This window comes from Marinobacter sp. F3R08, assembly GCF_018860425.1.
Classification (GTDB): domain Bacteria; phylum Pseudomonadota; class Gammaproteobacteria; order Pseudomonadales; family Oleiphilaceae; genus Marinobacter.
The window spans coordinates 107,592-133,268 of sequence record NZ_JAHKPI010000008.1 but is presented as its reverse complement, the minus strand read 5'-3'; the positions used below and the strand labels follow the sequence as shown (position 1 = coordinate 133,268).

Below are 25,677 nucleotides of genomic sequence, written 5' to 3'. Positions count from 1 at the left end.
GCTATTAGAACCCCGCCCTGAGAGTCACCCCGGCGATGGTCCGGGTATAGTCGGACGACTCCTCATCTGCCCGGTAGATTCCATGGGAGACTGAGGGTTCAAGGCTGAAAATATCATTCAGACCAACTCGCCAGCTGGCTTCGAATACGTGGGCATGCTCCGCGCGCCGGCTGGTTGACGCATCCACGATATCGTCAGTGAACGGGTTATCGAGAAACGGATTAGACGTTGTGACTGCGGCCTGGTCATACTTCCGGGTTTCGTATCTCCAGCCCAGGCGAAACTGATTGTCCTCGCCGGCGAGTCTGAACCTGTTAAGCAGTGTTGCCCTCACACGCCAGAGATCGTTGTCGAAATCGTCAGCCTGTGCGTCTTCCTGATCATAATCCAGCCCGACGACGAAATGGCTGCGGGCGTCGTTAAAAAAGAAGAATGAATCCAGGCTTCCGCCTCGGATGTCCGCGTCTCGGGCATCACTCTCATCGTACTCTTTTCGCTTCTTTTGCAGGCTGGCAAGCAGGTAGACATCGTTACCGATGAGACTGCCGACATAAGCGCTGGCTCTGTGGTAGTCGAGGAAGGGTTCCGAGCCAAGGGTAGAGTGCGAGTAGTGATAACTGGTGCCAATGGTCACCGGATCAAAATCATAGCTGAGGTCTGCTGAGAGCAAATGGATATCCTGATCGAACTGATCAAGATCCTGATATCGACTGCCAGACAGGGAATACCCCAGGGTGAGATTCAGTGGTTCGGCCGGTTTTAGTACCCCTTCAAGGCCGGCGTCAAAGACCCACGCCTGGTCGCTTTGGTTCGAGGCAGCATTCAGGTCATCGACCGACACATTGCTGTCGTGCTCGAACCCGGTTGCGAGATATCCGTTCAGAGTCGCTGAATCAGCAGCCTTGGCTGTGGCAAGAGGCACCATGAGGCCTAAAACTGTGACGACACAAGGGAAGGATCGTTTGAGGTGCATGGCTATGTAACGCTCCTGAGCTGAAAAAAATGAGCCGGGCCCTCAGGCCCGGCTAACCAGATGTGGTGGTTTCTTTAAAGCAACCCACCACCGGCGGAACCTTTCACGGCGCTCCGTACCGAGTTCTGGACTTCGCTTTTAACGCTGTCGGAAACAGATGTGCTGATCTGCTGGTTGGTCTGGGCACGGACCTCGGCATTCCGAGCCTTGTTCATTTCAGCCTGTGCTTCACCGGCTTGTTCACTGGCTTCGTTTTTTGCTTTGGTTGCCGTTGCCGAAGCTGTGCTCCGTACCTGCTGCCCGGCTTCAACACCGGCACTGATAGACTGGTTGGCGCTCTGGCGAGCTTCGTCTCTCGCCGCATTACCATCTGCACCACCCTGGGCGCTGGCAGATGCGCCACCCTGTGCAGAGACGCCGTTCTGGCTGCTGGCTTCGGCCTTCATATTGGCGTCAGCTTGCACGTTGGCATTGGCCGAGCCTTCAGAGGCAAAGGCACCGGTGGAGAGAAGTGAGCAGATTGCGAGTGTCAGTGCATGCTTTTTCATGGTTACGTCCTCCTGTTTTCCCGTTTCGGGTTGCTTTCATCAGGAGGACGAACCAGCTAAGGATTTATTCCAGAAAAAATTCTGATTTTCTTAGAAACCGGCTCCCGCCGCGCGCGCAGTGTGGAGTTTCTTGTAGCTTTCGATCAGCCGCTGATGCTTTTCGAGCCCTTCCAGCTGCATGTTGGTTGGCTCTAGGCCCTGGAAGCGCACACTGCCATCCACCGAGCCGACAACGGATGCCATGGTTTGCTCACCAAACATGCGTGTGAAATTGGTGATGTAGTCATCCAGCTCCATATCATCATCCAGGGTGACTTCCAGCACGGCGTAAATGGCGCGATAGAACAGGCCACGTTCAACGGTGTTGTCATTGAACTGCAGGAACATGTCGACGAATTCCAGGGCCTCTTCGTGCCACTGCAGGGCGAGGCATATCAGGATCTTCAGCTCCAGGATGGTGAGCTGGCCCCAGATGGTGTTTTCATCAAACTCCACGCCGATCAGGGTGATGATCGTCATGTAGTTGTCCAGCTGACTGGCTTCCAGGCGCTCCACCAGATCAGCCAGTTGCTCATCGTCCAGGCGGTGAAGGTTGAGGATGTCTTCCCGGTAGTCCAGAGCCATGTTGGTGTTATCCATGATCAGGTCTTCCACTGGATATACCTCGGAGTAGCCCGGAACCAGAATCCGGCAGACCGGCGCGCCCAGCTCCTCGTGGACCGCAACATAGACTTCCTTACCCAGGTCCCCAAGGATTCCGAACAGGCACGCCGCTTCCTCTGCGTTGGAGCCGGAGAAGTCCCATTCAACGAAGTCGTAATCGGATCTGGCGCTGAAGAAACGCCAGGACACCACGCCGGTGGAATCAATGAAGTGTTCTACGTAGTTGTTGGGCTCGGTGACCGCCAGGCTGTTGAACGTTGGTGCTGGCACATCGTTCAGACCTTCGAAGCTGCGGCCCTGCAGCAGCTCAGTCAGACTTCGCTCAAGTGCCACCTCAAAGCTTGGATGGGCACCAAAGGAAGCAAACACACCGCCGGTCCTCGGGTTCATCAGGGTGACGCACATCACCGGGAATTGCCCGCCCAGTGAGGCGTCCTTCACCAGGGTAGGAAAGCCCTGAGCTTCAAGGGCTTCAATACCTTCAAGGATGTCGGGGTATTTTTCCAGCACCTCCCGGGGCACGTCCGGCAGGGCAATTTCCTGTTCGATAATCTGCTTCTTGACGGCTCTTTCAAAAATTTCCGACAGGCACTGTACTTCCGCCTCTTTCAGGGTGTTTCCGGCGCTCATGCCGTTGCTCAGAAAAAGGTTCTCGATCAGGTTGGACGGGAAATACACCACCTCGCCATCGGACTGGCGCACGAAGGGCAGCGATACGATGCCTCGCTCGATGTTGCCGGAATTGGTGTCGATCAGATTGGAGCCGCCCAATTCGCCGTCCGGGTTGTAGATGGCGAGGCAGTGTTCATCCAGTATGCCTTCGGGAAGCTCGTCGTCCGGACCCGGCTTGAACCATTTCTCGTTCGGATAATGCACGAACTCGCTGTTGGCGATTTCTTCGCCGAAAAACTGGTCGTTGTAGAAAAAGTTGCAGTTGAGGCGCTCGATGAACTCACCCAACGCCGAACACAGGGCACTCTCTTTGGTGGAGCCCTTGCCGTTGGTGAAGCACATGGGCGAGGCGGCGTCACGGATATGCAGGGACCACACGTGGGGCACAATGTTGCGCCATGAGGCAATCTCAATCTTCATGCCGAGATTTTCGAGGATGCCGGTCATGTTGGCGATGGTCTGTTCCAGAGGCAGGTCCTTGCCTTCGATAAAGGTCTGGCTGCCGCCTTCGGGCTGGGTCATCAGGAGTGCCTGGGCGTCTGCGTCCAGGTTCTCGACCGTCTCAATCTCGAAGGTGGGGCCGGTCTGGACCACTTTTTTAACCGTGCACCGGTCGATGGATCGCAGGATGCCTTGCCGGTCTTTCTCGGAGATGTCTTCCGGCAGTTCCACTGAGATCTTGAAGATCTGGTTGTAGCGGTTTTCCGGGTCTACGATGTTGTTCTGGGACAGGCGGATATTTTCGGTAGGAATGTCCCGTGCCAGACAGTAAACCCGAACAAAGTAGGCTGCACACAGGGCCGACGATGCCAGAAAATAGTCGAAAGGGCTGGGTGCAGAACCGTCGCCCTTGTAGCGGATGGGCTGGTCCGTCACGACTGTGAAATCGTCAAACCTGGCTTCAAGTCTGAGGTTCTCGAGAAAGTTGACGTTGATTTCCATTGCAAAGAGTCCCGGATCGTAAAATTTGGCGCACCATGGCTACTAATGGCGGCCATTATCCAGTTTTTACAGGCGTTCGTCTTGGTCGGTCTTCTACGGATGACTCAAGGCAAGTTCGACCGCCTGTTCGGCGTGGATCCGGGTTGTGTCGTAAAGCGGAACCCTGGTGTCTGACTGTCGGATCAGCAGACCGATCTCGGTGCAGCCCAGAATCACCGCCTGCGCTTCGCGTTCTGACAGCGAAGCGACGATATCCAGGTAGGCATTGCGAGAGTCAGAATTGATAGTGCCCTGGCAGAGCTCCTCATAGATGACCCGGTGAACTTCAGCGCGTTGCGACTCGTCCGGCGTGATTACCTCAATGCCGGCCTCTTCCAGGCGGCTGCGGTAGAACGCCTGTTCCATGGTAAATCGCGTGCCCAGCAGACCGACGCGGCTAATTCCATCCTTCACCAGCACCTGGGCAGTGGCGTCCGCTATATGGAGTAATGGCATGCCGATGGCTTGCTCAATCTCGGGAGCGACCTTGTGCATGGTGTTGGTCCCGATGACGAGGAAATCCGCTCCGGCCTTTTCAAGTGACAGGGCCGCGCCGGAGAGAATCTCCGCCGTAGCCGGCCAGTCGCCTCTGTGTTGAAGTGCCTCGATTTCGGCAAAGTCGACGCTGTACAGAAGCAGGCGCGCCGAATGCAGTCCGCCCAGACGGGCCTTTACGCCTTCGTTGATCAACCGGTAATAGGTTTCGGTGGATTCCCAGCTCATGCCGCCAAGAAGGCCAATGGTTTTCATGGAACCTCTCCCTGCAAATCGATTGTTATCACGGTAGATAGGACCACAATTTACGGGCACTGAACACGAATACCTCGACTGTTCATGTTCGTGCCCCTCCGGACGCAGCCTTTGAGGGGCACGAATCAGGCCTAGTCAAACGGACCTTCCAGTTCTTCTTGGTATTTGTCGAAAGCGTTGTTGTAGATTGTTTTGTTGCTTTCCATCAGGGAATTAATGGTCCTTCCCATCATATCCCAGGCGTCTACGTCGCTGTCCGGGGTGTTACCGCTGCCGCCAAACTTCACATGGACGTTGATACCATCGTAGGTAGCCTTGGCAAGGATCTTGAGAAGGTCGATAACGTCGCGGGCTGACGCATCGAAATCGTTCAGCGTGGCCACACTCGGGGCATATTGCAGGTTGTGCTCCAAATAGGGCCGGCCGTCTGTGAAGAAGATCTCCGGACGATACAGTGGATTGTTGTAACGTCGTGCCAGTCCCGGTGCATAGGTTGTGTAGTACTCCCGAACCTTGCTGGCGAATATGACCTCCAGATTTCCATGCGAATCATAGAGGTCCATGATGGTCAGTGCGATGTTGGCATCTGTATTTCCGGTGGTGGCCTCGTCGGTCAGGATTTCCCGGATTCTGATTTTCAGGTCGTCGATATCACCGTCTTTCCTGCGTATCTGAATGCCATTGGTTGAGGTGAGTGTTTCGCGAATGGTGACCGATCGATTGAGCGCTCGCTGGTATTCATTGTTGTCGTTGAACAGTCGGCTACCGGAAGGACCAATGTAAGAGATGCGGTATCCCGTGCTCTGGAGTCCGGTGGCCACGGCCTGAGCTCGTTTTTGCTGGAGTGTCGCGTTCTCATCTGCAGGCCCGGTACTGTCTGCGGTGCCCAGGATCTGGATTTCAAGGGCCTGGTTCCTGTTCCTGAGCGCCTGAGCGCGTCGTTCGAGAAGGCTTCTCAGGGGGAGCAGGTCATCGCGGGTTATCTCCGATTCCGCCACCGGGAAATCGTAAACAATGTAAGACAGTAATTGGATCAGCTCCGGATTCTCGGCACTGGCCATTAACTTGTCGGGGGTAAGATTTCCAACAGTAAAGAAGAAAGGTCGAGTCATGGAGCGTTGACGTTCGGCGTCGCTGACCTGACCTCCAACAGGCTCCATGACGGGGAAAAACGATTCCATGGAGTCCTTGGTGGGGGTGGCAAAGAAGTTGTGGTTGAAGATAGCCTCCTCATCAAGCGGGTCAGACTCAGCAATCGGGAAGCTGTACCTGGAAACTGCGGTTCCGCCTGGGCCGGCTACTGCACCGTCCAGACCATCCGGAGTTGATCCATCGCCTTGTCCCGAGCGGGAACTGGCTGCCATGACGCTGGTGGTTACCTGTCCGTCAGGCGTCGTTTCCGTTACGGATACATCACGCTCCCCACCAAAGCGCTCGATGAGATCCTTCGACGTTGTTGACAGCCCGGAGGGCGGTCTACGTCCCATGGCCTCGGCCTGGGATTGCAGTGCCTTTTCGCCATCAGACTTGGACATGGAACCCTTTTCTACGGCCCGATCGACTGCCGCCCGCTTCTTGTCGAAATTCTTCCCGGCATCACGCTCCGCTTGCAGTTCAGCCAAACGCGCCTGAAGCGCATAGCCACCAAATTGACCGGCAAGATTGGCGGCCGAATTGAGAGCGCCCATAGCGTTTTTCTGAGTGCCTTCGAGCCCGGCCATATCCCGGAATGCACTGCTACTGCCAAGGACCCCCAGAACATCGTTGAAGCCCTGAGGTGCAGGTGCAGCCGGTGCGTTGTGCAGATTGATGATGGAGTCCGGCATGTCCGTCGGTGTCATGTTCTGGGGTTGGCTTCGCCGTGAATCGAAGAAATTGCTCGGGAAATCTGCCAGAGCAGGGTCTTCATCGTTCAGCACCCAGTCGGTTGAGCCTTCATGCTCCTCGCAGGCTTCGCACTGATCCATGATGGCCTGGGCGTATAAGCCATCGGTTGGCAGACTGACTCGCATAGGTGTGGAGGGCGCACCTTCGCCTTTGTAGTAATTGAAGGCTTCCTCGTAACTTTCATGACCGTTTACCCCAAGAAACGCACCGGCGGCGACGCGAAAAACAAGGGAGTTTCCGAGTATCGCTATGGGTTCTCGCTCTACTACGGAGGCGATGGAGCGCCGGTCGCTGGATGAGATGGCGAAGCCATCCAGCAACATGTACAGCTCATCTCGATCCATCGTCCACCAGAGCACCTTGTGGTAGTAATGAATGTTGTCGTTGATGTGGTCGAGAATCTTCTGGTTCGCTTTCTCTGCTTCGCGCCTTGGATTATATTCCTCCCAGGATGATGGATTGAAGGTGAGAGTTGCACTCTCGCTTGGGGCTGGCCGGGTGCTTTCGTCATCATCCCATGCGGGCGGAGAAATCAGGTCCTGGGTGCCCGTTGAGGCTTTTATTCGGCGGTTGTAGTGCTCCGTGTGGATGTGCACTGATGCGCTTTTTACATTGGCAACCGAACCTTTCGGCAGATGCTCTGAGGCCGACAGAAAGAGTCTGGTTATCTGTGCTCTTGTGGTGTCTGTCAGTGCCTCGTGTGGTACGTTGAAGTCAACTCGGATTGTACGGTTGAAGTGATACTCGCCGACCAGAGTGAAGTCGGCGCCCTGTAGCTCGTTTGCATCGGTCTCGAGCTTTAAACGGTCAACCCAGCGACGGGCCATGGACGGCGCGATTTCGCGCTGAAAATAGGCATCCCTTTGGGAAGCGCTATAGTCCCTTAACCTGGACACTATCTGTCCAACGGGAATGGGGAGTATGCTCGCATAGGCTTGCCAGACTTTTGTAGTGATCTTTTCTCCGACGGCGCCTTCATCTTTTAGTTGATCATCAATTTCTTCCGAAACAACTTCATCCCGGGGCCGCTCTATGCCCATCTTGATGTAGATAGAACCAGAAAGACTTACCACAGACTGGGATGTGCGAGGTCCGTCTGGCGGGGAGTCCACACCCTCCCAGTTGTTGGCAACCTCTTCAGTGTATCTGAGCGCCCAACGCAGTTCCGGCTTTTGCAGGTACCGTTCGAATACATCTCGCCAGCGAGCAACCCGGAAGAGGGTAAACGGGCGGATGGAGAAGGGGACGAACAGGCATTCACGAACACCCGCCAGCACTGTATCCACGCGCATGTGGCGAAGTATCTCGTGGTAGATCACGGTGAGGGAATGGCAATAGTTTGGGTTGCGAACCACTTCGGAGACCCCCTCGATGGATTCGTCCTGGCTAACCTCGTTCACCACGGTACTCTCGAACTGACGAAGCGAGTCGCCAAATTGGCGAACCGCATCACGCAGACTCTGTTCTTCTGCGGCTGCGACGCTGCGACCGCCTTGTTGCCAACTGCTTGAGCTGGCGCGGCCATGGGCGGCACCACCACCGATCACGACAGGTCCCATAGCAAAGCCGATGCCGCCTGCTACACCGGTTGTCTGGGATTTGCTGCCGCCTTTACTCCATTCGTTCAGATTAGAACGCACCGCATCGTTGTAGTCCCTTTCCCGGAGCGTCTCCTGAGAAACTGCCTCGCCGAATTCCGTGCGTTCGGTGCGGATGCTCTGTTCCCGGCGGCGCCAGTCCAGCTTCATGATTCGCCTGGTTTGCCGAGGCGCCAGGGTGAGTGTGTGGGCGACATCACCTAGGGAATAGCCGTTGGAGCGCCATTGCACCCGCCACTCAAGAATATGACCACCGGCAACAGACAGCGCCTGGTATTGGGTGGTGTCGCCATCCCAGTCGATGGGGTTGTCCGGTCCGACAGGTTTGCGACGGTTCAGCCATGGAAATCTGGGTATAGGCAGAAAGTCGATTGCTTTGGTCGGAGGCATTAACGAGCCGACATCCCTGGGAAGAAATCGGTTGAGGCTGGTTCCCAGATTCTTGATCACCGGAAATCCCGAGTTCGCGGAGCTGCTTGCGGAGCTGCTGGCGGAACCTGGCTGGGCTACCATAGCGCTCATGATCATCATTGGTTGGTTGGTGTCCTTCGGGTGCAACAATCCTTTGTAGTCGGGTTTGGTATTGGCTGTGGATTCAATCTCCGGCTGCTCAACTCGGAATACCGTGTGAAATCGGCGTTCCCCAAGAATTCTGGCCGGATTGCTGAATGGCTTGCAGTAAGACCCGGGATCGTCGCTGAAAAGGTCTGGCTCATTCAGCAGGCTTTCTTCGTCAATATTCAGCGGTGGATTCTTGCCACTTTCTGCGGTTTCGGCGCCAACGCGGTCTGAATCATCACTCCCGGTTTCCTGCCAGGGAAGTAGTAGTCGGAGATCTCTTTGAGGCAGGGCCAGAGAGCTGTCCTCCCGAAAACCAATAATCAGTTCCGGGCCATTCAGTATCCAGGCCCAACCGGAAGCTTCGGTTTCGGGATTTAAGTGGCGATTGATTTGAAAGGTGCCGTCAAATTTCAGGTCGGCAGCGGTCAAAGACAGAGCACCAAGCTGTTCGGCCGTGAGGGCATCCAGAGGCACCTGGCTGGCACTGGTACCCAGTGGCGCCTCGCTTGTTTGGCCGAGCAGGGTTTTCAGGGCATTCTGCTTTGCCGGGGTATTGATCAGATCAACACTGAGCGTGTACTTATCAAAGCGTTGATCGGATTGTCCAAGGCGCACAAAACGGCCGGAACGAACGAGGACTGGTTGCTGAACTGGCTCCAGCCGGGTTAAAGCCTGTTTCAGAATATCCGCAGGTATCAGGAGTTGTGCCGACTCACCTTCACTGGCCGGGCCCGCGTCAATGGTGCCAAGATCCGCGATTTCCAGGCCTTGCCGGTTTTCCAGGAGTGCATTGATCGATTCCTCGAGGGCAATGGGCTGGATAGTTGCTTCGGCCTTGGCGTGGCGGTCGAGGCGCAGTATGTCGCTTCCCGGATAGATGGTAGGTTCACCGTCAGCGGTTGTTCCTGGAATCTGGTAGGTGATGCGTACCTGGAGTGATTCGGCTTCCGTGCTGTCGACGCCGTTCCTGGGTTCGATGGTCAGCCTGAGTTGGTCTGGCATGATAGGTCCCTTCCCGTTGCGTGTGCATCAGGGTCGTTGCTCCTGCTGGGAACAGACTCTTCAGACAATACAACCGGGCCCAAACTGAAGCGCTAGCGGAAGGGCAAGACAACTTTGTTACATCAGGACGTCACTGACATAGAAGCGAGAAGCAATGCCATTAGCATGCGTTAATCTCCGTTAGTCGAGGGCGGAAGTGTATGATTTGGTTACACTCTTTGCTGGCTCCTCGTATCTTCAGGATTGCGGGTAAAGCATAGTTTGTAAAGTGTGAACCGGGATTTTCTGAAAACAGGCAATATCTCCACTGCCTCCGACTCCCAACCTTTAATGACGGCTCCCGGCTGATTCACACCTGTGCTCAGTCCACGGTGAGCGATAAAATCTTGGAAAGATGGCTATACGGCAGCCCGGATTCTTGGTGCCATTGGTTGAAAGCCTCCTGAGCCTGCATCAGCCCCTTTTTACTGGTTGGGGAGGCGTCCAGTACTTCTTCGCGATGCAGCGCAGCTATCACATCACGGGAGAGGATAAACCCGTCCCAACCTACGCGGCGCAGAAAATACTGTGCGCTGTTGCCACCGAGCCGCGCACCGTTGCGTTTCAGCCAGAGCAGAAGCCCGGCCTGGTCACTGTTGGGCCAGTCGGCGAGGAACTTGCCAAAACTGCCATGCTCCCGCGAGGCATCCACAATCATCCGGGCGTTCTCGGGCACCGTCCGGATTTTCTGGGCGTTACGAACGATCCGCTCATCACCTGCCAACTGCTCAAGAACTTCCGGTGGGACCTGTTGCCAGTACAGCGGCACGAAACCCTCAAACGCTGCTTCAAACTGGGGCCACTTGTTCTCAATGACCCGCCAGACAAATCCGGCCTTGAAGATGCAGCGGGTCATTTCTGAGAGGTATCGATCATCACCCAGGGCTTCCAGTTCGCCCGGTTCTGCAATGCTCGGCAGCCGTGCGCGAACCTCACTCTCGCCGCCTTTCTGGAGTACGGCCTGCTCGTATATTCGGGAAAAGGACATAGTTGTCTCTGAATCAGTCCAGTCTGTTAAGTGATTTTCGTTGGCCAATGCGCGACAGGCCTGCACTCACAACGCTCAGTAATGTGAGGGCCGGTCGCACGATCAATCGGAATATCCAGCTGCCGATGTACAACACGGGCAGCAATATCAGCATCCAACCCAGGAACTGCACCAGTTTGGCAGGGTAGCCCAGTATTTCAGATACCTCTGCCAGAAAGTCGTTGATAATGGCCGGGTGCGTGACCACCAGGTACCCGACGCCAACTACGGCTGGCCATTTTGCATAGCGAGCGGTGGTCATCAACATACGACCGCTGTTGGTAAACCGGGCAGCCAGTGCTGCGGATCGGGTCCCCCGGGAAGAAACGGCAATTGAGCGTCCTGCCTGAAGCACCTTCAAAGCGCTGGCAAAAACCAGCACATCCACCGATGCCCAGCCTATATCCTCTGCAGATACATCGTCACCCGAGCGGTGCTGGATCTCCAGATTGCGGATGCCGCTGGCAAAAAAACGGTTTATGTTTTCCAGTATGCGTTCGGTTCGAACCCAGATGATGTCGCCCTGATTGTTGACTATAAACTGGCCCAGGAAATCATGCCCCTCTTGCTGAATGAAGTGCACCGCATACCATCCGCGCGCCTCCCTGGTCAGATTTTTGGTGGTTTCTGAATCGGTTTTTCCGTCTCCGGTGAAGAACTCCATAGCCGCCTGGTACTTGTTGGCAAGATCGTTCATCAGTTCAATGGAGCCAACAGGGTTGCTCAGGAAATATTGAATGGGAGGAAGAATGTTTTCGCCATAACGTCGGAGAATTTCGCGGAACTCCGGTGCGGGACCGAAAGCAGGGAAGACCTCGCGGGTTATTGCCGGGTACCGCAAATAAGCTGCGCGGGCTTTCAGCAAAAGAAGTTCGTCATCGGCCATATCCAGAAGTGCGGCCTGAACTTCCAGAGGTGCCGTTTCGATATCGGGAAACTCCCGGAGCGTATCTTCCGCCTGAATCCGGATCAGTCTCTCTTCTATCAGCATGGGCTGTGAGCTGACAGTGGCGATCAGCGCACCGAGCATCGCAAGGCCCAGAATCAGGGATAGTTTCGTCATCATTCCTCGTACAGGCTTACTTCAGTCCTGGCATCACAAAGACTGGCGCATGATGTTCTCTATGGTTTCCGCAGATAACTCAACCGGGTTTGCCTTCATGGACGAGGAGCTGGCGGCGGCTTCGGTAGCTGAACGTATATGTTCCTCGGTCACGCCGATTGACGCCAGTCCGGGCAGGCCGTTGCGCCCAATCCATTGGCGGAAATCCGCCAATGCCTGCTCTCTGGATGTCTCAAACACCTCCGCGATCCAGTCGATAACCTGTTCGATCCGGTTGCGTTTTTCTGCATCCACCACGTGCTCGCGGTTCGCGGCAATGCCAGCGGGTAACAGGGCGCCACAGATAGCACCATGGGGTGCTCCGCATAGACCGCCCAATGGGCCGGCGATGCCGTGAACGACTCCAAGCCCGGAGTTGGCGAGCGCCAGGCCGCCAAAGAGGCTCACCTGTGCCAGAGTATCCCTCGCTTCCTCTGATTCCTCGTTCATCAGGTTCTTTAGTGACCTGAGACCTTTGGGGATGGCCTGTGCACATAACGCATCGGTAACCGGGTTGGCCCGGGACGAGAGGTAGGGCTCGATCACCTGGGTAATGGCATCCAGCCCTGAATGAAGGCTGACATTCCTGGGGCAATGATCGGTAAGGGCAGGGTCTATCAACGCGAGATCCGGCAGTAATTGGTTATCACGCAGGCTTACCTTGCGCTGGGCTTGCGGAATGTCCACAACAGCGTTGCGGGTTACCTCGGCCCCGGTGCCGGACGTAGTAGGAATCAGGATCAGGGGCAGGCGTTTGGCGGATAATGGCAGCCCGTCTCCCACCACTTCCAGGTGGTTCATCAGCTCAGTCTGGCTGGGTAGCATGGCCGCAAGCACTTTGGCGGAATCCATAACCGAACCGCCGCCGATACCAAGCACCAGATCAATGCCAAGTGATTTTCCCTGATGAATCGCTGCAGTCAGGGTGTCCAGGTCTGGTTCTTTTGCGATTGACAGGGTCTGAGCAATATCGATGCCCCGCAAGGATGCGAAAACGTCAGAGAGCCTGGCCGGATTACGACCATGCACAATCAGGGCACGCCTTCCCAGCGCTTCCGCCCGTTCGTTGAGTTGAGCGGCTTTACCCCGCCCGAACAGAATCTCAGTGGGGGTGACCAAGCTAAAAGCAATTGACATAAAAGAGCGGGTCCTGGATCTGAAAAAGGATTTATATTCCCGGTATACGGGGCCAGAGCATACGCATAGGGCGCCGCATGGCAGGCCAATGAAGGCGTGCCCAGGCCAGTTTGAAATTAGCACAGGAGTCGAATATCGCGCGAGTACCGCCCTGTTTCATTCAATTGAACACGTCAGAGACAGGTGGATAAGATTCCTAACCCGGCGCCGATGCACGGTAATCATGGCCAGATTTCAGGTTATTTTTGGATTTGTCTAATCATGTTTTGCTGTTATGCTAAATGTTCAATTGAACATCTCACAACAACAAACCTTGGGAGCTGGTCCTTCCACGATGTTCAATGCGAGGCACAGAAACCTCAGGCATGGACCGCTCCAAACGGAGAACAAGAATGGACCTGTCTAAGAAAAAAGTGTTCCGCGGCATTGTGCCGTCTTTCACTCTGGCGGCATCCGCCTTGTTGGTAGGCTTCAGCGGCCAAGCCTTTGCTGACTGCGAACGAGGTGCTCTGGACGTCAAATACTGCGATGAAAACGGCGACCTGGTCGCTGACCTGCCGGCAGATGAGTCAGCGTGGGTGAACCCCGACACCCTGATCTTTGCCTACACTCCGGTTGAAGATCCTGCTATCTATTCCGACATCTGGCAGCCGTTCATCGATCATTTGTCTGAAGTTACCGGCAAAGATGTCCGTTTCTTTGCGGTGCAATCCAACTCTGCACAAGTAGAAGCCATGCGCAGCGGGCGTTTGCATGTGGCGGGTTTCTCCACCGGACCAACGCCTTTCGCGGTTAATCTCGCCGGTGCCGTGCCTTTTGCCCTGATGGGCTCCGACTCTGGCCAGTTCGGTTACTCACTGCAGGTTTACACCCACAGTGATTCTGACATCCACGAGATGGCTGACCTGAAAGGCAAGCGAGTCGGACACACTTCGCCGACCTCCAACTCCGGTAATCAGGCTCCCAGAGCCCTGTTCCCGGAGATGGGCATAGTGCCAGGGGAAGACTATGAAATTACCTTCTCCGGCAGTCATGACCAGTCCATGCTGGGTGTGGTCGCAAAGGATTATGACGCTGCTCCTGTGGCCTCGGAGGTTGTTGAGCGCATGGCCGCTCGTGGTCTGTACGATGAGGAAGATGTTCGGCTGGTCTGGGAGTCTGACCGATTCCCGACTACCTCTTACAACTACGCTCACAACCTTCACCCCGACCTCGTCGAAAAAATTCGTGAAGCGTTCTACAGCTTCAAGTTTGCCGGCACCGAGTTGGGTGAGGAGTTTGAGGGCGTCGAAACCTTCATTCCCATCAATTACAAGGACAACTGGCGCGTGATCCGCACCATCCAGGCGTCCAACGGCGTTCAGTACACCCGCGACAACCTTAAATAAGAGAAACGGGAGTCCCCGGCCTCGGGCCGGGGATTCTGGCCGGAGTAAAGCACATGTTAGAAATTTCCAACCTGGTTAAGCGATACGGGCACAACGAGCCCGTGCTCAAAGGCCTGGACCTCAAAGTAGATGGCAGCAGCGTCGTTTCCATCGTCGGGGCCTCGGGCGCGGGGAAAAGCACCTTGCTTCGGTGTATCAACCGGTTGGTTGAACCCACGTCGGGTTCGATCAAACTGAACGGCCACGAACTGGTCAATCTTCGCGGCAGCGACTTACGTCATTCCCGCCGCCGCATAGGCATGGTATTTCAGGGCTTTAACCTGATTGATCGACTGACGGTGATGGAGAACGTACTGTCCGGACGCCTCGGGTATGTATCGTTGTTCCAGGCGTTGACCCGCCGGTTCCCTCAAGCCGACATCGACCGTGCTTTCCATCTGATGGAACGGGTGGGGATTGCCCACTATGCCAATAAGCGGGCTGATCAGCTGTCCGGGGGCGAGCGGCAGCGGGTGGCCGTGGTGCGGGCATTGATGCAAGAGCCCGAGATTCTGCTGGCGGATGAGCCAACGGCGTCACTGGACCCGAAAACCTCGCAACAGATCATGAGCCTGCTGCAAACCCTGGCCAGTGAAATGTCATTGCCGGTGCTTATCAATATCCACAACGTGACCCAGGCGCGGATGTATACGGATCGCATTGTGGGCATGCGCCATGGCCAGATGATTTTCGATGGGGCGCCCAAGGACTTCAATCAGGATGCCCTGGACTCGATCTACGGTGGCATTGAGTCGCCCGAAGAAGACGCTGCCGAGGCTAACGGCCCGGCTCAGGAGGCGACCGCATGACAACCAGAGGAACTGCCTCCGGCATAACGTCGGGCAGGGTCTGGAAGAAGCCTCCCTTCATCGCTAACCCCTGGGTTCGCTATGGCTTGATTGCACTGACCCTGACATACCTCTTTTGGGCATTCTCCACACTGCCTTTTGATTGGGAACGTATTTCCGAGGGCCTGCCCCGGGCCGCCAAGATATTCGGGGGGGCATTTCCTCCCAGCTTTGAGCGCGCCGAGCTGTTGTGGAAAGGATTCAAAGAGAGCTTTCAGATAGCATTTCTGGCAACGTTGCTGGGTGTATTTCTGTCGATTCCGATCGCTGTGATGGCTGCCAAGAATGTGGCACCCAAGCCGATTTATCTGCTGGGTCGTGCCATTATTATCATCTCCCGTAGCTTCCACCCGGTCATCGTCGCCATCCTGTTTGTGGCAGCAGTCGGATTTGGCCCTGTGGCCGGTATTCTGACCCTGACCCTGTATTCCATCGGATTTGTCGCCAAGTTGCTGGCCGAGGAAATAGAAGAAATTGACTGGGGTCAGGTGGAAGCCATGCGTTCAGTCGGCGCCGGCTATCTGAAGATGCTGATTTACGGCGTGTTTCCGCAGATCATGCCACGCCAGATTGGTCTGTCCATGTACCAGCTTGATAGCAACCTGCGCGCATCCGCCGTGGTGGGTATTGTCGGTGCGGGTGGTATCGGCGGCACACTGATGAACGCGTTCGGACGTTACGATTATGATTTCGCCTTTGCCATTCTGCTGATGATTATTGGCATTATTCTGATCAGTGAAGGCGTCAGCGGATGGGTGAGGAAGAAAGTATGGTAGATCACGCTGAAAAACTGACCGACCGTGTCTGGTCCCGTTATGACCGGAAAGAACAATGGACACGCTATGGCGTTTATTTGTTTACTCTGGTGGCGATTGTCTGGGCGGTGCGTGACATCGACATTTTCTGGCCCTGGGTATGGGACGCTCCCAACCAGATCCAGAGCCTGGGCGCACGCATGTGGCCACCGGAATTCAGCACCTGGAATGCCATTTTTGCGGCCATGCTGGAAACGGTACACATTGCTACCCTGTCTACCATGCTGACGATCTTCATCGCCTTGCCGGTGTCCTACATCGCGGCGCAGAACACCACTCCGAACAAGGCCACGCTATGGCTTGGCCGGTTTATCCTGGTGTCCAGCCGTTCGGTGAATACCATCATCTGGGCACTGTTGTTTGTGGCTATTTTCGGACCGGGTGTCCTGGCAGGGATCCTGGCCGTGATGTTCCGGTCAATCGGGTTCATCGGGAAGCTGATGGGAGAGGCCATAGAGGAGATTGATCGCCGGCCCGTCGAGGCCATGCAGGCCACCGGAGCCAGTAAGTTGAAGGTGGTGTTGTACGCCATTGTGCCCCAGGTAATGCCGGCGTTCTTCGCCATCATCATTCTGCGCTGGGATATCAACATTCGTGAATCCACGGTGCTGGGCCTGGTGGGCGCGGGTGGCATTGGCGTGTTGCTGCAGGGATCCATTGATCTGTTTGCCTGGCAGACGGTAGCAACGATTCTGCTTGCCATTGTTGTACTGGTGATTATGGGCGAGGCGCTCACCAGTGTCTTGCGGAAAAAGGTCATCTGACCCTGCTATTGTCCCGCCCGGAATTCCGGGCGGTGACGACTGTGGCAATGAACAGGAAATTGCAATTCATGACGAACAGCTTTGACTTTGGCCAGGCAGACGTATTGTTTACCGATGTGGACGATACCCTGACAACGGATGGCCGATTGCTGCCAGAAACCTATCTGGCCCTTTGTCGGCTGGCCGCTGCCGGCATTCGCGTGATTCCAGTTACTGGTGGTTGCGCTGGCTGGTGCGACCAGATCATAAGAACCTGGCCTGTTACTGCGGTGATTGGAGAGGGGGGCGCCTTTTATGCCGAGCGCACAGCCCCCCAGACGGTGCGCTGGCACTACTGGAATGACGCAGCCTCCCATAAGCGTGATCAGCAGGCCATCCTGGCCGGGATTGCCGGTCTGAAGCTGGATTTTGAACCCAGACTCGCCAGTGATCAGGCGTTCCGATACGTGGATGTTGCCGTGGACTACAACCAGCAGCAGTCTTTGACGCCTGAACAAGTGGTGACACTTCACGATGCTCTGGTCGACCTGGGCTTCAACGTCCGACAAAGCTCAATCCACCTCAATGTCTGGCTTGGTGATTTTGACAAATCCACCATGGCAGTGCGCGTCGGTCAGGACGTGCTGGGGCTGGATCTGCCAACCCTGCAGCAACGTGCCATCTTCATTGGCGATGCGCCCAATGATGAGAGCATGTTCTGCCGTTTCCCCCTGAGCATTGGCGTGGCAAACATTCAGAAGCACCTGTCGGCAATGACCCATCGGCCGGCAACTATTGTCAGTCAGCGCTCCGGGTTGGGGTTTGCGGAAATGGCGGAAAACTGGCTGAAGCAACGGGTCGAGTCGGGCCTGCCACAGACCGAAACAGGATCTGCGTAATGCCAGCCAGGAACAGTAGATCGGGTATCTAGTCAGATGGGCGCCAAAGACCGGCAGCAAAGCATTCTTGAATGGGTGCACGAGCAAAAGCACGTCGAAGTTGAGGACATTGCCAATCGTTTTGGCGTCACAACCCAGACGGTTCGTCGCGACATCAACAAACTGTGCGAACAGGGTTTGCTGCGACGTCGTTATGGTGGCGTAAGCCTGCCCGCCAATACTGCAACTTCAGCGCCCGGAGACGCCCAGGTAAGGTACCTTCATGCCAAGCAGCAAATGGCCCGACGGGTCGCTGCAGATATTCCGGAAGGTGCCACTGTTAGTCTTGGCGTGGGCAGTACCGTTGAGCTGGTAGCGCAGGCTCTGATACACCATCACAGGCTACGGATCCTGACCAATAATCTCAGTGTCGCCGCGGCGCTGTCAGGCAATCCCGGTATCGAAGTCATTGTTTCAGGAGGGCATTATCGGCATCAACACCATGATGTGGTAGGGCCGGAAGTGACGAGTTTCTTCAGTTCCTTTATTACTGACTTCGGTATTATCAGTACCGGCAGCATGGATCCTCAGCATGGCCTGATGGATTATGATATCCGCGAAGCGGAAGTCAGCCGAGCAATCATTGCCAACACCCGAACTCGTCTGCTGGTCGCTGACCACAGTAAATGGAGCACGAACTCACATTGCAAGATTGCTTCGTTCCGGTACGTTGATCGCTTCTATACCGATACCCTGAGTGACGAGACACTGCAAGCCCTGCCGGGCGCGTTGAACATCCTGGAATGTGGAAAATCCACCGCGGATGTTGCATGACATCAATTCCGGTTTTTCAGAATTTTGTGGATCTGAACAGCCGTCTCATCCTGCTCCGGCTTTTCCAGCACCTCTTCAAACAACTCCAGAACCCGCTTCTCATCGTTACTGCGAAGGCCAGGCCAGTACACATAGGGCACCAGATCCGGATTGCTGATAAAAAAGAGGGCAGCCTCTTGCGGTTCGTTGTCCATGTCGCCGCGCAGGCCCGCGATGAAGCGGCGGCCGTCAGCATCTTTCAGTGTTACCAGAAGTGAACTGTCCTGTTCAATGAACCGGGCTTCCTCAACAGAAACGGGCTCGGTGAGGTCCGGCACTGAGGTGATGAAGTACTGAAAACCCAATAGGCCCAGCAATAGAAGAATCAGTGCCGCGAGGGCAATGGATTTGATCATCAGATAGTTTCCAAGCCGGTTACATGGCCCTTGCGAAAATCCCGAAGGGAAGGGACTTCAATACGTAGCTCAGTGGTGTCCAGGGCCACCAGGGCACATAGGCGCGGCGTTTTTCGGATTCGATAGCCTTCACTAGAGCCTTCACCCCGGTTTCAAGATCGACCCGGAAGGGGGCATTCTTCGTGCCCCTGTTAATATCTGTCAGAATATAACCGGGCATAATGTTGCTGACGTTGATTGGTTTGCCCCTGGTATCCAGTTGCAATCCCTCTGCCAGGGACGCCACGGCGGCTTTGGTGGCAGCGTAGACATTGAGAGGTCCGCGGAAACCTCGCACGCCGCTGACCGAAGACATCAGTACCAGGTGGCCACTGTTCTGCTCTGTGAATATTTCCATGGCCGCCTCACTCTGGGCAATCACGGCCACGAAATTGGTTTCGGCAGTGTGCCGGTTGGCGGCAAAGTGACCCCGGCCGATGGGCTGTGAGCTGCCAATGCCCGCGTTGACCACGACCCGGTCCAGACTGCCCAGTTCATCCCGGAAGCCCCGAAACACGTCGAATACCTGATCGTAGTCGCACACATCCAGACCACGAACCAGCACACGGATCTCGGGATTCGCCTGCTGGAGTTCCCGTTGCAGCGCCTCCAGTTTACCGGCACGACGTGCGCACAGTGCCAGATTACAGCCTTTGGCGGCCCACTCGCGCGCCATACCTTCACCGAGACCTGTGCTGGCGCCGGTAATCAGAATGTTTTGTCGCATCAGTTTTATCTTCATCTGTTCGGGTAGTAGGTGCCCAGACTACCATGATTGGATGCCATTGGAATTGTTGGAAAAAAAGAGTGGAATGACGACGTTCCCGGAATTCGGGGCGGACTTTTGAAGGCACTCAGAGCCGCCTGACAAGCCTGGAGTCGTAATCAATTTTCCTTTGAGTGATAATATTCAAAAAAAACATATAAATCAGATAAATAACGTTATTTTATAATGTTAATTGGTGGTTTTATGGTCAGTTTCTTGAGTTTCCATCTCATAAAGTTTGGCAAAAATTTCCAAAATTAGGCAAATTGACTACGAAATGGCTAATTTCAAGAATTTTCACTAAATAATCTACGGTAGTATTTTTACGTATGCTTGTTACACATAACGCGTACTGTGTAGGCATAACGGACTCAACCTTTTCGCCCACGAAAGAAAAAGAGAGAATAACTATGATTCGCAAACTTGCACCGCTGGTATTTGCTTGTGCTGCGGCCACCTCCGTAAGCGCGACAGCCGATCAGCTGGACACCGTGATTCAGCGTGGCACTCTGAACTGTGGCGTGGTTCTGGATTTTCCACCAATGGGATACTTTGACGAGAACAACGAACCGGCTGGTTTTGACGTCGATTATTGCAACGACCTGGGCGAAGCGCTCGGCGTAGACGTTAATGTTCTCAATCTTACCTGGGGTGAGCGGATTCCATCTCTGGTGTCTGGCAAAACGGATGTGGTTATCGGTTCCACCTCTGATACGCTGGAACGAGCCAAGACTGTTGGCTTCACCTATCCGTACTTTGTTTTCAAATTCCAGGTTATTGCTAACGAAGACAAGAACATCGAGTCATTCGATGATCTGAAAGACCTGAAGGTCGGTGCGGCGCTCGGTACCACCTACGAAACCGAGTATCTGGCCTATGCTGAGCAGCAGGGCTGGGGAGACGACAACTACACGTCTTTCAAATCCGAGAATGATGCCTATCTGGGCCTCTATCAGGGCAAGGTTGACGCCATCATCTCAACCAACACGAACATCGCGACCAAACTGCGTAGTGAAGAGTTCGCGGATTTCGAAGCCGGCCCTTACGTTCCTAATTATGACGACGTTGTGGGTATCATCGCCAAGCGTGACGAAGTTGCCTGGATCAACTACCTGAACCTGTTCCTGGTACACCAGATTCGTGGTGGCAACATGAACGAGACATACAATAAGCACTTCGGTACAGATGCGCCTGCAGATCTGATCCAGTCCCTGCGGGATAACAAGTAAACGGCTGGACTGTCGGCCGCCTGTCAGGCGGCCGCGTTAGCATGTCACACGGGCAGGGTGCAGAGTACTCTGTACCCTGCCCAGCATCTGATCACGGCTAGCAATCAGCGTTGGTCGAGTTTCCTTCCATTCTAAGAAAATGGCCAAGGTATGGACTACGAATTTCACTGGAACGTTGTCTTCCAGAACATACCCCAGCTGCTGAACGGTGCTTTTGTTACCCTGCACGTATCCGTTCTAGCCATGCTTCTGGGGGTGGTGATCGCAATATTGTTGGCGATCGCCAAAATGAACAACAGTAAGCCTTTCTGCTACGTTGCGACGGTATGGGTAGAGATTGCCCGGAATACGCCGGCTTTGTTTCAGATCTACATGGCTTACTTTGGCCTTGGGGCGTTTGGTATACACCTGAGCCCTTACCTGGCGGTATTGTGCGCACTGGTCTTCATTAATGCCGGGTACCTGACCGAGACCTTTCGCGGTGGGTTCCAGTCAATTCCAAGTACCCAATACAGTGCCTCCAAATCGCTGGGCATGACCAGCATCCAGACCTATCGATACATCATCCTTCCACAGATGCTGAGACGCATCTACCACCCGATGACCAACCAGTTTGTATGGTCGATTCTGATGAGCTCGTTGGGGATTCTGGTGGGAATGAGTGAACTTTCCGGCACCACTCAGCGGTTGCAGTCTCTGTCGTTCAGAACGCTTGAGTTCTTCATCGTGGCGGCTGTGATGTATTTTGTAATCACCAAACTGGTGTTGTTTGGTTCGTCACTGCTTGCTCGCAGACTCTTCAAGGGGGAAATCTGATGAACTCCTTATTCACACCCTTGTCCTGGAGCGATAGCGGCTTAATTCTGACCGGTATCTGGAATACCGTCACTATCTCTGTTGTTGCCATTCTGGTGGGCACCTTTCTGGGGTTGATCGTCGGTTTTGCCCGTGCTGAGAGTAACAAGACGGTCAATATACTGTTTGGCAGTGTGCTGGACGTTCTGAGAAGTGTGCCCCTGATCATCCAGCTGATCCTGTTTTCTACGCTTGTCGGTGCGATGGGGAGCCCATTGGCGCCGTTTGTGGCGGGATCAATCGTGCTTTCGTTGTACACCATGGCCTTTATGAGTGAAGTGTTCCGTAGTGGCTTTGAAAGCGTGAGCCCCTCGATGCAGACAGCTGCCCGCTCATTGGGAATGACCAAGTGGCAAACCATCTACCATATCCGGTTACCCATTGGTTTGCGGGCCGTGTTCCCGTCCTGGCTGGGTGTTGCACTGAGTGTGATCAAGGACTCGGCCCTGGTCTCGGTTATCGGTTACATGGAATTGCTGCGCACGTCAGAACAACTTATCTCACGCACCCAGCAACCGCTCGAGATTCTGATAGGGGTTGGTATCTTTTACTTCATTATTTCATACCCGTTGTCCCATTACGGCCGGTATGTTGAGAGGAAAATGGCAATATGATCAGCGTCCAGAATGTCCATAAGTCCTTTGGAGATCTTGAAGTACTGAAAGGCGTCAGCCTGGATGTAAAAAAAGGCGAAGTCGTGAGCGTTATCGGGGGCTCCGGCAGCGGTAAGTCGACTCTTCTGTATTGCATTAATGCGATTGAAAGTATCAACAAGGGCAAGATCCTCGTTGATGATGTCGATGTCCATGCCAAGGAAACCAACAAGGACAAGTTGCGTCAGAAACTGGGGATGGTCTTCCAGCAGTGGAATTCTTTCCCTCACATGACGGTCCTGGAGAACGCGGCACTTGCTCCTCAGATCGTCAAGAAAATGAGCAAGGACGAAGCGATTGAAATCGCCAAGAAGGAACTGGAGCATGTTGGTCTGGGTGACAAGTTCGACGTATACCCCACCAAAATGTCTGGCGGCCAACAGCAACGCCTGGCGATTGCCCGTGCTCTGGCGATGAAGCCTGACTATATGTTGCTCGATGAGGTCACCTCGGCGCTCGACCCGGAGCTGGTCGGCGAGGTACTGGATACCCTGCGTCTGCTGGCGGAAGAGGGGATGACCATGATCTGTGTAACCCATGAAATGGGTTTCGCACGGGATGTGTCTGATCGTGTGGCGTATTTCCATCAGGGCGTTATTGCGGAAATTGGCGAAGCCAGACAGGTGATTACTGATCCGCAAAACCCGCTTACCCAGAAGTTTCTTTCTAAAGTGCGATAGCAAGTCGCCACAGGCGTGGCGCTGGCTGGGGGAGTTGTTGGACCCGCTTCCCCAGCCATTTTTTAACCCTTTCCGTACCTGGTTATTCGACCGTAACCGTGATCTGCTCCGAGACAACCGGCTGACGATGTGGCACGTGAGCATAATTGCCCAGTAACAGCTGCAGGGTGTGCTTGCCGGGCGCCAGTGTTATTTCTGTTTCAGTTTGCCCACCACCGAAATGTTTGACCTGATCTGTGGCCGGCAGTGGCTTGCTCAAATCGGAGGGTATATCGGTATCGATCAGCAAATGGTGGTGGCCGGTGCCTGCTTTCTCGACGCCGGCAGGTGCGACGCCCATATTCCGAAGACCGAACACGACTTTGAAGGTTTTATCGACGGTTGCACCATCGGCTGGCTGGACGAAATACACTTCGGCGTTGGCCGGTGCGTCCGACATCATGTCCTTTGCAAATGCATGTAGTGGTGAGATTAACAGTGCTGACAATACAGTGATTGCGATCCTGTTCATTTCCATTCCTCCTTGGCATTCGTCAAGAATCAGTATAGTTGAGGAGGCAAGGTATCGATAACTGTCGGGATTGTCTGGACACCCGTGATAGGGGCAAGGCGCTTCGGTACTGCCTACGTGGTGCGAGGCGCAAACATGATGATAGCCATGCCCAGCAAAGCGACGCCGGAACCCACAAGATCCCAGAGGGTTGGCCTGATGCCATCAACAGCCCAAAGCCAGATAATGGCCATGAAGATATAAACACCGCCATAGGCGGCATACACCCGCCCAGCAGCGGTGGGGTGCAAAGAGAGCAACCAGGCAAATGCTGCGAGGCTCAGTGCTCCTGGTAACAACAGCCAGATACTTTTCCCTTCGCGAAGCCAAAGATAGGGCAGATAACAGCCAACGATTTCAGCGACGGCGGTGACGAGAAAAAGGCCGACGGTTTTAAGTTCAGGCACAGGGATTTTCCTCTAGGGCGTCCTGTAAATATTCAAATGTACTCCTTTGTTGAGCCGGTTTGATCTCGTGTTCTCCTCGCACGACTAAAAACACGGGCGCGTATTCCGTATCAAAATCAGGTTTGCAGAACCAACAGGCCGGCACCAACAATGCTTGTGGCGCTTCTTGGGTGCGGATCTCACTTTTTATGAAGCGCTCTGTAGCGCTCCTCGAGTTCGGCACGAATGGCGCGGCGCTCCTTACCGTTGGCAAATCGACGGATCTGATCATCGGTGCGTGGATCCAGCTTAGGCACTGCGACGGCTTTGCCGTTGTCATCAACCGCCACCATGGTAAAAAAGCAGCTGTTGCTGTGGCGAACCAATTTGTCACGGATGTTCTCGGTAACCACCTTGATGCCGATCTCCATGGAGGTACGACCGGTGTAATTGACACTGGCCAGAAAGGTGACCAGCTCGCCAACGTGGATGGGTTGAAGAAACATCACCTGGTCGACGGACAGGGTGACGACATACGTGCCCGCGTAACGGCTGGCACATGCGTACGCAACTTCATCCAGGTATTTTAGCAGGGTGCCGCCGTGCACATTGCCGGAGAAATTGGCTTTGTCCGGCGTCATCAGGACGGTCATGCTCAAGGTTGTTGATTCGGGTTCCATGGCGCTTCCCTAGTGGTTTGCTATTCAGTATAAGCGCCAGGGTGATGGCGGTAGCTATTGATTCAAAATATCTTCGATCCAATGCAAGAATTTGGCCGCGCTCCTCGTTTCGAAGCTATCCTTACCCGGAACGTAATAGCACAAGTCTGATTTGACCGATTGGGTTTCGAATTGCTGTAGAACGTCGGCTTTTAAAAGCCTTTGGGCGAGCGTTGTAGAACAGAACGCAAGCCCATTTCCTGCCATAGCCTGCTGGATTCCGAAAAGCTCCTGGTCAAACGTTTTGAGTTGAATATTGGCTCCCTCCAGTCCATTTTTTTCTAACCAGGCGGCTAGGGGAGGAGCCGGTAACGATTTATTTTTCCACTCCGTGCTAAAAAGAGTGATAGGTTCGTTTGCCCAAGAGGGGGGCGTCATTCCAATAGCACCAAATGCATTGAATGACTCAAATCGAATGACATCCGAATCCTCAGCGACTGAGGTATCACCAAGCCGAACGGGAATAATATAGGATTGGCTGTCGACCGACTCGCCGGTCGAAATTTCCATAGTAATATCGGGGTTGGCTTGTTCAAATTCGTGCTGAGAGGGAATTAGCACCATAGCTGCTAACGACGATGTCGTCGTCACCCTGACCGTATTGCCAGCCTTCATCACCTCTTCTAAAGCGCTGTCAATTTTCCGAAACCCTTCCGAGGTCGCTTTGGCTAATCTGACACCCGTTCCGGTCAAGGAGATCCGCCTCCCCTGCCGATGAAACAGGCTCACATTCAACCGGCTTTCCAGGTTGCCAATGTGGTGTGAGATGGCTGTCGGCGTCAGCGAAAGTTCTTCAGCCGCCAACTTGAAACTTCCCCGGCGGGCAGCCGACTCGAATGCTTTCAGCGCCTGTAATGACACCTGCAATGTGAATCTCCAGGTCGATCACTAGTTCATGAGCGTTTGGATGAGTTAAATTC

The 25,677-nt window shown here is 54.6% G+C and carries 24 protein-coding genes; 10 read left to right on the top strand and 14 right to left on the bottom strand.

What is annotated here, in order from left to right:
• Positions 1–4: 4 nt before the first annotated feature.
• From KO499_RS02370 to KO499_RS02335, 8 genes are all read right to left on the bottom strand, one after another.
• The gene (locus KO499_RS02370) at positions 5–973 is read right to left on the bottom strand and encodes a surface lipoprotein assembly modifier (RefSeq protein WP_215982120.1); all 969 of its coding nucleotides are present in this window, start codon (positions 971–973) and stop codon (positions 5–7) included.
• Positions 974–1,047: 74 nt separating this feature from the next.
• Entirely contained in the window at positions 1,048–1,521 is a 474-nt protein-coding gene (locus tag KO499_RS02365) for a hypothetical protein (RefSeq protein WP_215982119.1), read from the bottom strand.
• A 90-nt stretch (positions 1,522–1,611) separates the two neighbouring features.
• The gene (locus KO499_RS02360; RefSeq protein WP_215982118.1) at positions 1,612–3,798 is read right to left on the bottom strand and encodes an OsmC domain/YcaO domain-containing protein; all 2,187 of its coding nucleotides are present in this window, start codon (positions 3,796–3,798) and stop codon (positions 1,612–1,614) included.
• A gap of 93 nt (positions 3,799–3,891) precedes the next feature.
• Positions 3,892–4,587, bottom strand: coding sequence for an aspartate/glutamate racemase family protein (locus KO499_RS02355; protein WP_215982117.1), 696 nt, complete (start codon positions 4,585–4,587; stop codon positions 3,892–3,894).
• 131 nt (positions 4,588–4,718) lie between these two features.
• Positions 4,719–9,635, bottom strand: a complete 4,917-nt coding sequence (locus KO499_RS02350; protein WP_215982116.1) for an OmpA family protein — start codon at positions 9,633–9,635, stop codon at positions 4,719–4,721.
• Between the two features lie 361 nt (positions 9,636–9,996).
• The gene (locus KO499_RS02345; protein ID WP_215982115.1) at positions 9,997–10,662 is read right to left on the bottom strand and encodes a DNA-3-methyladenine glycosylase I; all 666 of its coding nucleotides are present in this window, start codon (positions 10,660–10,662) and stop codon (positions 9,997–9,999) included.
• Between the two features lie 13 nt (positions 10,663–10,675).
• Positions 10,676–11,764 carry a hypothetical protein gene (locus KO499_RS02340; RefSeq protein WP_215982114.1) on the bottom strand — a complete coding sequence of 363 codons (1,089 nt, stop codon included), beginning with the start codon at positions 11,762–11,764 and terminating at the stop codon, positions 10,676–10,678.
• Positions 11,765–11,797: 33 nt separating this feature from the next.
• Positions 11,798–12,940 carry an iron-containing alcohol dehydrogenase gene (locus tag KO499_RS02335; protein WP_215982113.1) on the bottom strand — a complete coding sequence of 381 codons (1,143 nt, stop codon included), beginning with the start codon at positions 12,938–12,940 and terminating at the stop codon, positions 11,798–11,800.
• 392 nt (positions 12,941–13,332) lie between these two features.
• On the opposite strand from KO499_RS02335, the gene phnD reads away from it, so the two are divergent.
• From phnD to KO499_RS02305, 6 genes are all read left to right on the top strand, one after another.
• Positions 13,333–14,328 carry a phosphate/phosphite/phosphonate ABC transporter substrate-binding protein gene (gene phnD / locus KO499_RS02330; protein ID WP_215982112.1) on the top strand — a complete coding sequence of 332 codons (996 nt, stop codon included), beginning with the start codon at positions 13,333–13,335 and terminating at the stop codon, positions 14,326–14,328.
• Between the two features lie 53 nt (positions 14,329–14,381).
• Positions 14,382–15,176: a phosphonate ABC transporter ATP-binding protein gene (phnC, locus tag KO499_RS02325; protein ID WP_215982111.1), complete on the top strand. Its 795-nt coding sequence runs from the start codon at positions 14,382–14,384 to the stop codon at positions 15,174–15,176.
• Positions 15,173–15,991, top strand: coding sequence for a phosphonate ABC transporter, permease protein PhnE (gene phnE / locus KO499_RS02320; RefSeq protein ID WP_215982110.1), 819 nt, complete (start codon positions 15,173–15,175; stop codon positions 15,989–15,991). The genes phnC and phnE (KO499_RS02320) overlap by 4 nt, the downstream gene beginning before the upstream one ends.
• Positions 15,985–16,794: a phosphonate ABC transporter, permease protein PhnE gene (gene phnE, locus KO499_RS02315; RefSeq protein WP_215982109.1), complete on the top strand. Its 810-nt coding sequence runs from the start codon at positions 15,985–15,987 to the stop codon at positions 16,792–16,794. Before phnE (KO499_RS02320) ends, phnE (KO499_RS02315) begins: the two co-directional genes overlap by 7 nt.
• Positions 16,795–16,862: 68 nt before the next feature.
• Complete coding sequence (locus KO499_RS02310) at positions 16,863–17,672, top strand: HAD-IIB family hydrolase (protein ID WP_215982108.1); 810 nt, start codon at positions 16,863–16,865, stop codon at positions 17,670–17,672.
• Positions 17,673–17,708: 36 nt separating this feature from the next.
• Complete coding sequence (locus tag KO499_RS02305; protein ID WP_215982107.1) at positions 17,709–18,485, top strand: DeoR/GlpR family DNA-binding transcription regulator; 777 nt, start codon at positions 17,709–17,711, stop codon at positions 18,483–18,485.
• 2 nt (positions 18,486–18,487) lie between these two features.
• Here KO499_RS02305 and KO499_RS02300 read toward each other — a convergent pair whose 3' ends face one another.
• Both KO499_RS02300 and KO499_RS02295 read right to left on the bottom strand, forming a co-directional pair.
• Entirely contained in the window at positions 18,488–18,880 is a 393-nt protein-coding gene (locus KO499_RS02300; protein WP_215982106.1) for a hypothetical protein, read from the bottom strand.
• A 19-nt stretch (positions 18,881–18,899) separates the two neighbouring features.
• Positions 18,900–19,646, bottom strand: a complete 747-nt coding sequence (locus tag KO499_RS02295; RefSeq protein ID WP_215982105.1) for an SDR family oxidoreductase — start codon at positions 19,644–19,646, stop codon at positions 18,900–18,902.
• Positions 19,647–20,095: 449 nt separating this feature from the next.
• On the opposite strand from KO499_RS02295, the gene KO499_RS02290 reads away from it, so the two are divergent.
• The 4 genes from KO499_RS02290 (at position 20,096) to KO499_RS02275 (ending at position 23,102) form a co-directional block, all read left to right on the top strand.
• Positions 20,096–20,914: a transporter substrate-binding domain-containing protein gene (locus tag KO499_RS02290; RefSeq protein ID WP_215982104.1), complete on the top strand. Its 819-nt coding sequence runs from the start codon at positions 20,096–20,098 to the stop codon at positions 20,912–20,914.
• Between the two features lie 150 nt (positions 20,915–21,064).
• Positions 21,065–21,730 (top strand): amino acid ABC transporter permease, encoded by a 666-nt coding sequence (locus KO499_RS02285; RefSeq protein ID WP_215982103.1) that lies wholly within the window; start codon positions 21,065–21,067, stop codon positions 21,728–21,730.
• Positions 21,730–22,383 (top strand): amino acid ABC transporter permease, encoded by a 654-nt coding sequence (locus tag KO499_RS02280; RefSeq protein ID WP_215982102.1) that lies wholly within the window; start codon positions 21,730–21,732, stop codon positions 22,381–22,383. The genes KO499_RS02285 and KO499_RS02280 overlap by 1 nt, the downstream gene beginning before the upstream one ends.
• Entirely contained in the window at positions 22,380–23,102 is a 723-nt protein-coding gene (locus tag KO499_RS02275) for an amino acid ABC transporter ATP-binding protein (protein ID WP_215982101.1), read from the top strand. The genes KO499_RS02280 and KO499_RS02275 overlap by 4 nt, the downstream gene beginning before the upstream one ends.
• Before the next feature lie 82 nt (positions 23,103–23,184).
• On the opposite strand, the gene KO499_RS02270 is transcribed toward KO499_RS02275, so the two are convergent.
• The 4 genes from KO499_RS02270 to KO499_RS02255 all read right to left on the bottom strand — a co-directional run bounded on the left by KO499_RS02270 (position 23,185) and on the right by KO499_RS02255 (position 25,618).
• On the bottom strand, positions 23,185–23,544 hold the full coding sequence (locus KO499_RS02270) for a DUF4399 domain-containing protein (protein WP_416240377.1): 360 nt from the start codon (positions 23,542–23,544) through the stop codon (positions 23,185–23,187).
• Between the two features lie 182 nt (positions 23,545–23,726).
• Positions 23,727–24,059, bottom strand: coding sequence for a YnfA family protein (locus tag KO499_RS02265; protein WP_215982099.1), 333 nt, complete (start codon positions 24,057–24,059; stop codon positions 23,727–23,729).
• A gap of 179 nt (positions 24,060–24,238) precedes the next feature.
• Positions 24,239–24,718, bottom strand: coding sequence for an acyl-CoA thioesterase (locus KO499_RS02260; RefSeq protein WP_215982098.1), 480 nt, complete (start codon positions 24,716–24,718; stop codon positions 24,239–24,241).
• A 54-nt stretch (positions 24,719–24,772) separates the two neighbouring features.
• The gene (locus tag KO499_RS02255; RefSeq protein WP_323133309.1) at positions 24,773–25,618 is read right to left on the bottom strand and encodes a LysR family transcriptional regulator; all 846 of its coding nucleotides are present in this window, start codon (positions 25,616–25,618) and stop codon (positions 24,773–24,775) included.
• Positions 25,619–25,677: the final 59 nt, after the last annotated feature.

What these genes read in the sequence shown, in the direction of transcription:
- KO499_RS02290 (WP_215982104.1), top strand. Translation starts at nt 20,096, where the DNA reads ATGATTCGCAAACTTGCACCGCTGGTATTTGCTTGTGCTGCGGCCACC.
- KO499_RS02280 (WP_215982102.1), top strand. Translation starts at nt 21,730, where the DNA reads ATGAACTCCTTATTCACACCCTTGTCCTGGAGCGATAGCGGCTTAATT.
- KO499_RS02360 (WP_215982118.1), bottom strand. Translation starts at nt 3,798, where the DNA reads ATGGAAATCAACGTCAACTTTCTCGAGAACCTCAGACTTGAAGCCAGG.
- KO499_RS02350 (WP_215982116.1), bottom strand. Translation starts at nt 9,635, where the DNA reads ATGCCAGACCAACTCAGGCTGACCATCGAACCCAGGAACGGCGTCGAC.
- KO499_RS02275 (WP_215982101.1), top strand. Translation starts at nt 22,380, where the DNA reads ATGATCAGCGTCCAGAATGTCCATAAGTCCTTTGGAGATCTTGAAGTA.
- phnE (WP_215982109.1), top strand. Translation starts at nt 15,985, where the DNA reads ATGGTAGATCACGCTGAAAAACTGACCGACCGTGTCTGGTCCCGTTAT.
- KO499_RS02310 (WP_215982108.1), top strand. Translation starts at nt 16,863, where the DNA reads ATGACGAACAGCTTTGACTTTGGCCAGGCAGACGTATTGTTTACCGAT.
- KO499_RS02365 (WP_215982119.1), bottom strand. Translation starts at nt 1,521, where the DNA reads ATGAAAAAGCATGCACTGACACTCGCAATCTGCTCACTTCTCTCCACC.
- KO499_RS02285 (WP_215982103.1), top strand. Translation starts at nt 21,065, where the DNA reads ATGGACTACGAATTTCACTGGAACGTTGTCTTCCAGAACATACCCCAG.
- KO499_RS02270 (WP_416240377.1), bottom strand. Translation starts at nt 23,544, where the DNA reads ATGATGTCGGACGCACCGGCCAACGCCGAAGTGTATTTCGTCCAGCCA.
- KO499_RS02355 (WP_215982117.1), bottom strand. Translation starts at nt 4,587, where the DNA reads ATGAAAACCATTGGCCTTCTTGGCGGCATGAGCTGGGAATCCACCGAA.
- KO499_RS02260 (WP_215982098.1), bottom strand. Translation starts at nt 24,718, where the DNA reads ATGGAACCCGAATCAACAACCTTGAGCATGACCGTCCTGATGACGCCG.
- phnE (WP_215982110.1), top strand. Translation starts at nt 15,173, where the DNA reads ATGACAACCAGAGGAACTGCCTCCGGCATAACGTCGGGCAGGGTCTGG.
- KO499_RS02305 (WP_215982107.1), top strand. Translation starts at nt 17,709, where the DNA reads ATGGGCGCCAAAGACCGGCAGCAAAGCATTCTTGAATGGGTGCACGAG.
- KO499_RS02340 (WP_215982114.1), bottom strand. Translation starts at nt 11,764, where the DNA reads ATGACGAAACTATCCCTGATTCTGGGCCTTGCGATGCTCGGTGCGCTG.
- KO499_RS02300 (WP_215982106.1), bottom strand. Translation starts at nt 18,880, where the DNA reads ATGATCAAATCCATTGCCCTCGCGGCACTGATTCTTCTATTGCTGGGC.
- KO499_RS02295 (WP_215982105.1), bottom strand. Translation starts at nt 19,646, where the DNA reads ATGCGACAAAACATTCTGATTACCGGCGCCAGCACAGGTCTCGGTGAA.
- phnC (WP_215982111.1), top strand. Translation starts at nt 14,382, where the DNA reads ATGTTAGAAATTTCCAACCTGGTTAAGCGATACGGGCACAACGAGCCC.
- phnD (WP_215982112.1), top strand. Translation starts at nt 13,333, where the DNA reads ATGGACCTGTCTAAGAAAAAAGTGTTCCGCGGCATTGTGCCGTCTTTC.
- KO499_RS02345 (WP_215982115.1), bottom strand. Translation starts at nt 10,662, where the DNA reads ATGTCCTTTTCCCGAATATACGAGCAGGCCGTACTCCAGAAAGGCGGC.
- KO499_RS02370 (WP_215982120.1), bottom strand. Translation starts at nt 973, where the DNA reads ATGCACCTCAAACGATCCTTCCCTTGTGTCGTCACAGTTTTAGGCCTC.
- KO499_RS02335 (WP_215982113.1), bottom strand. Translation starts at nt 12,940, where the DNA reads ATGTCAATTGCTTTTAGCTTGGTCACCCCCACTGAGATTCTGTTCGGG.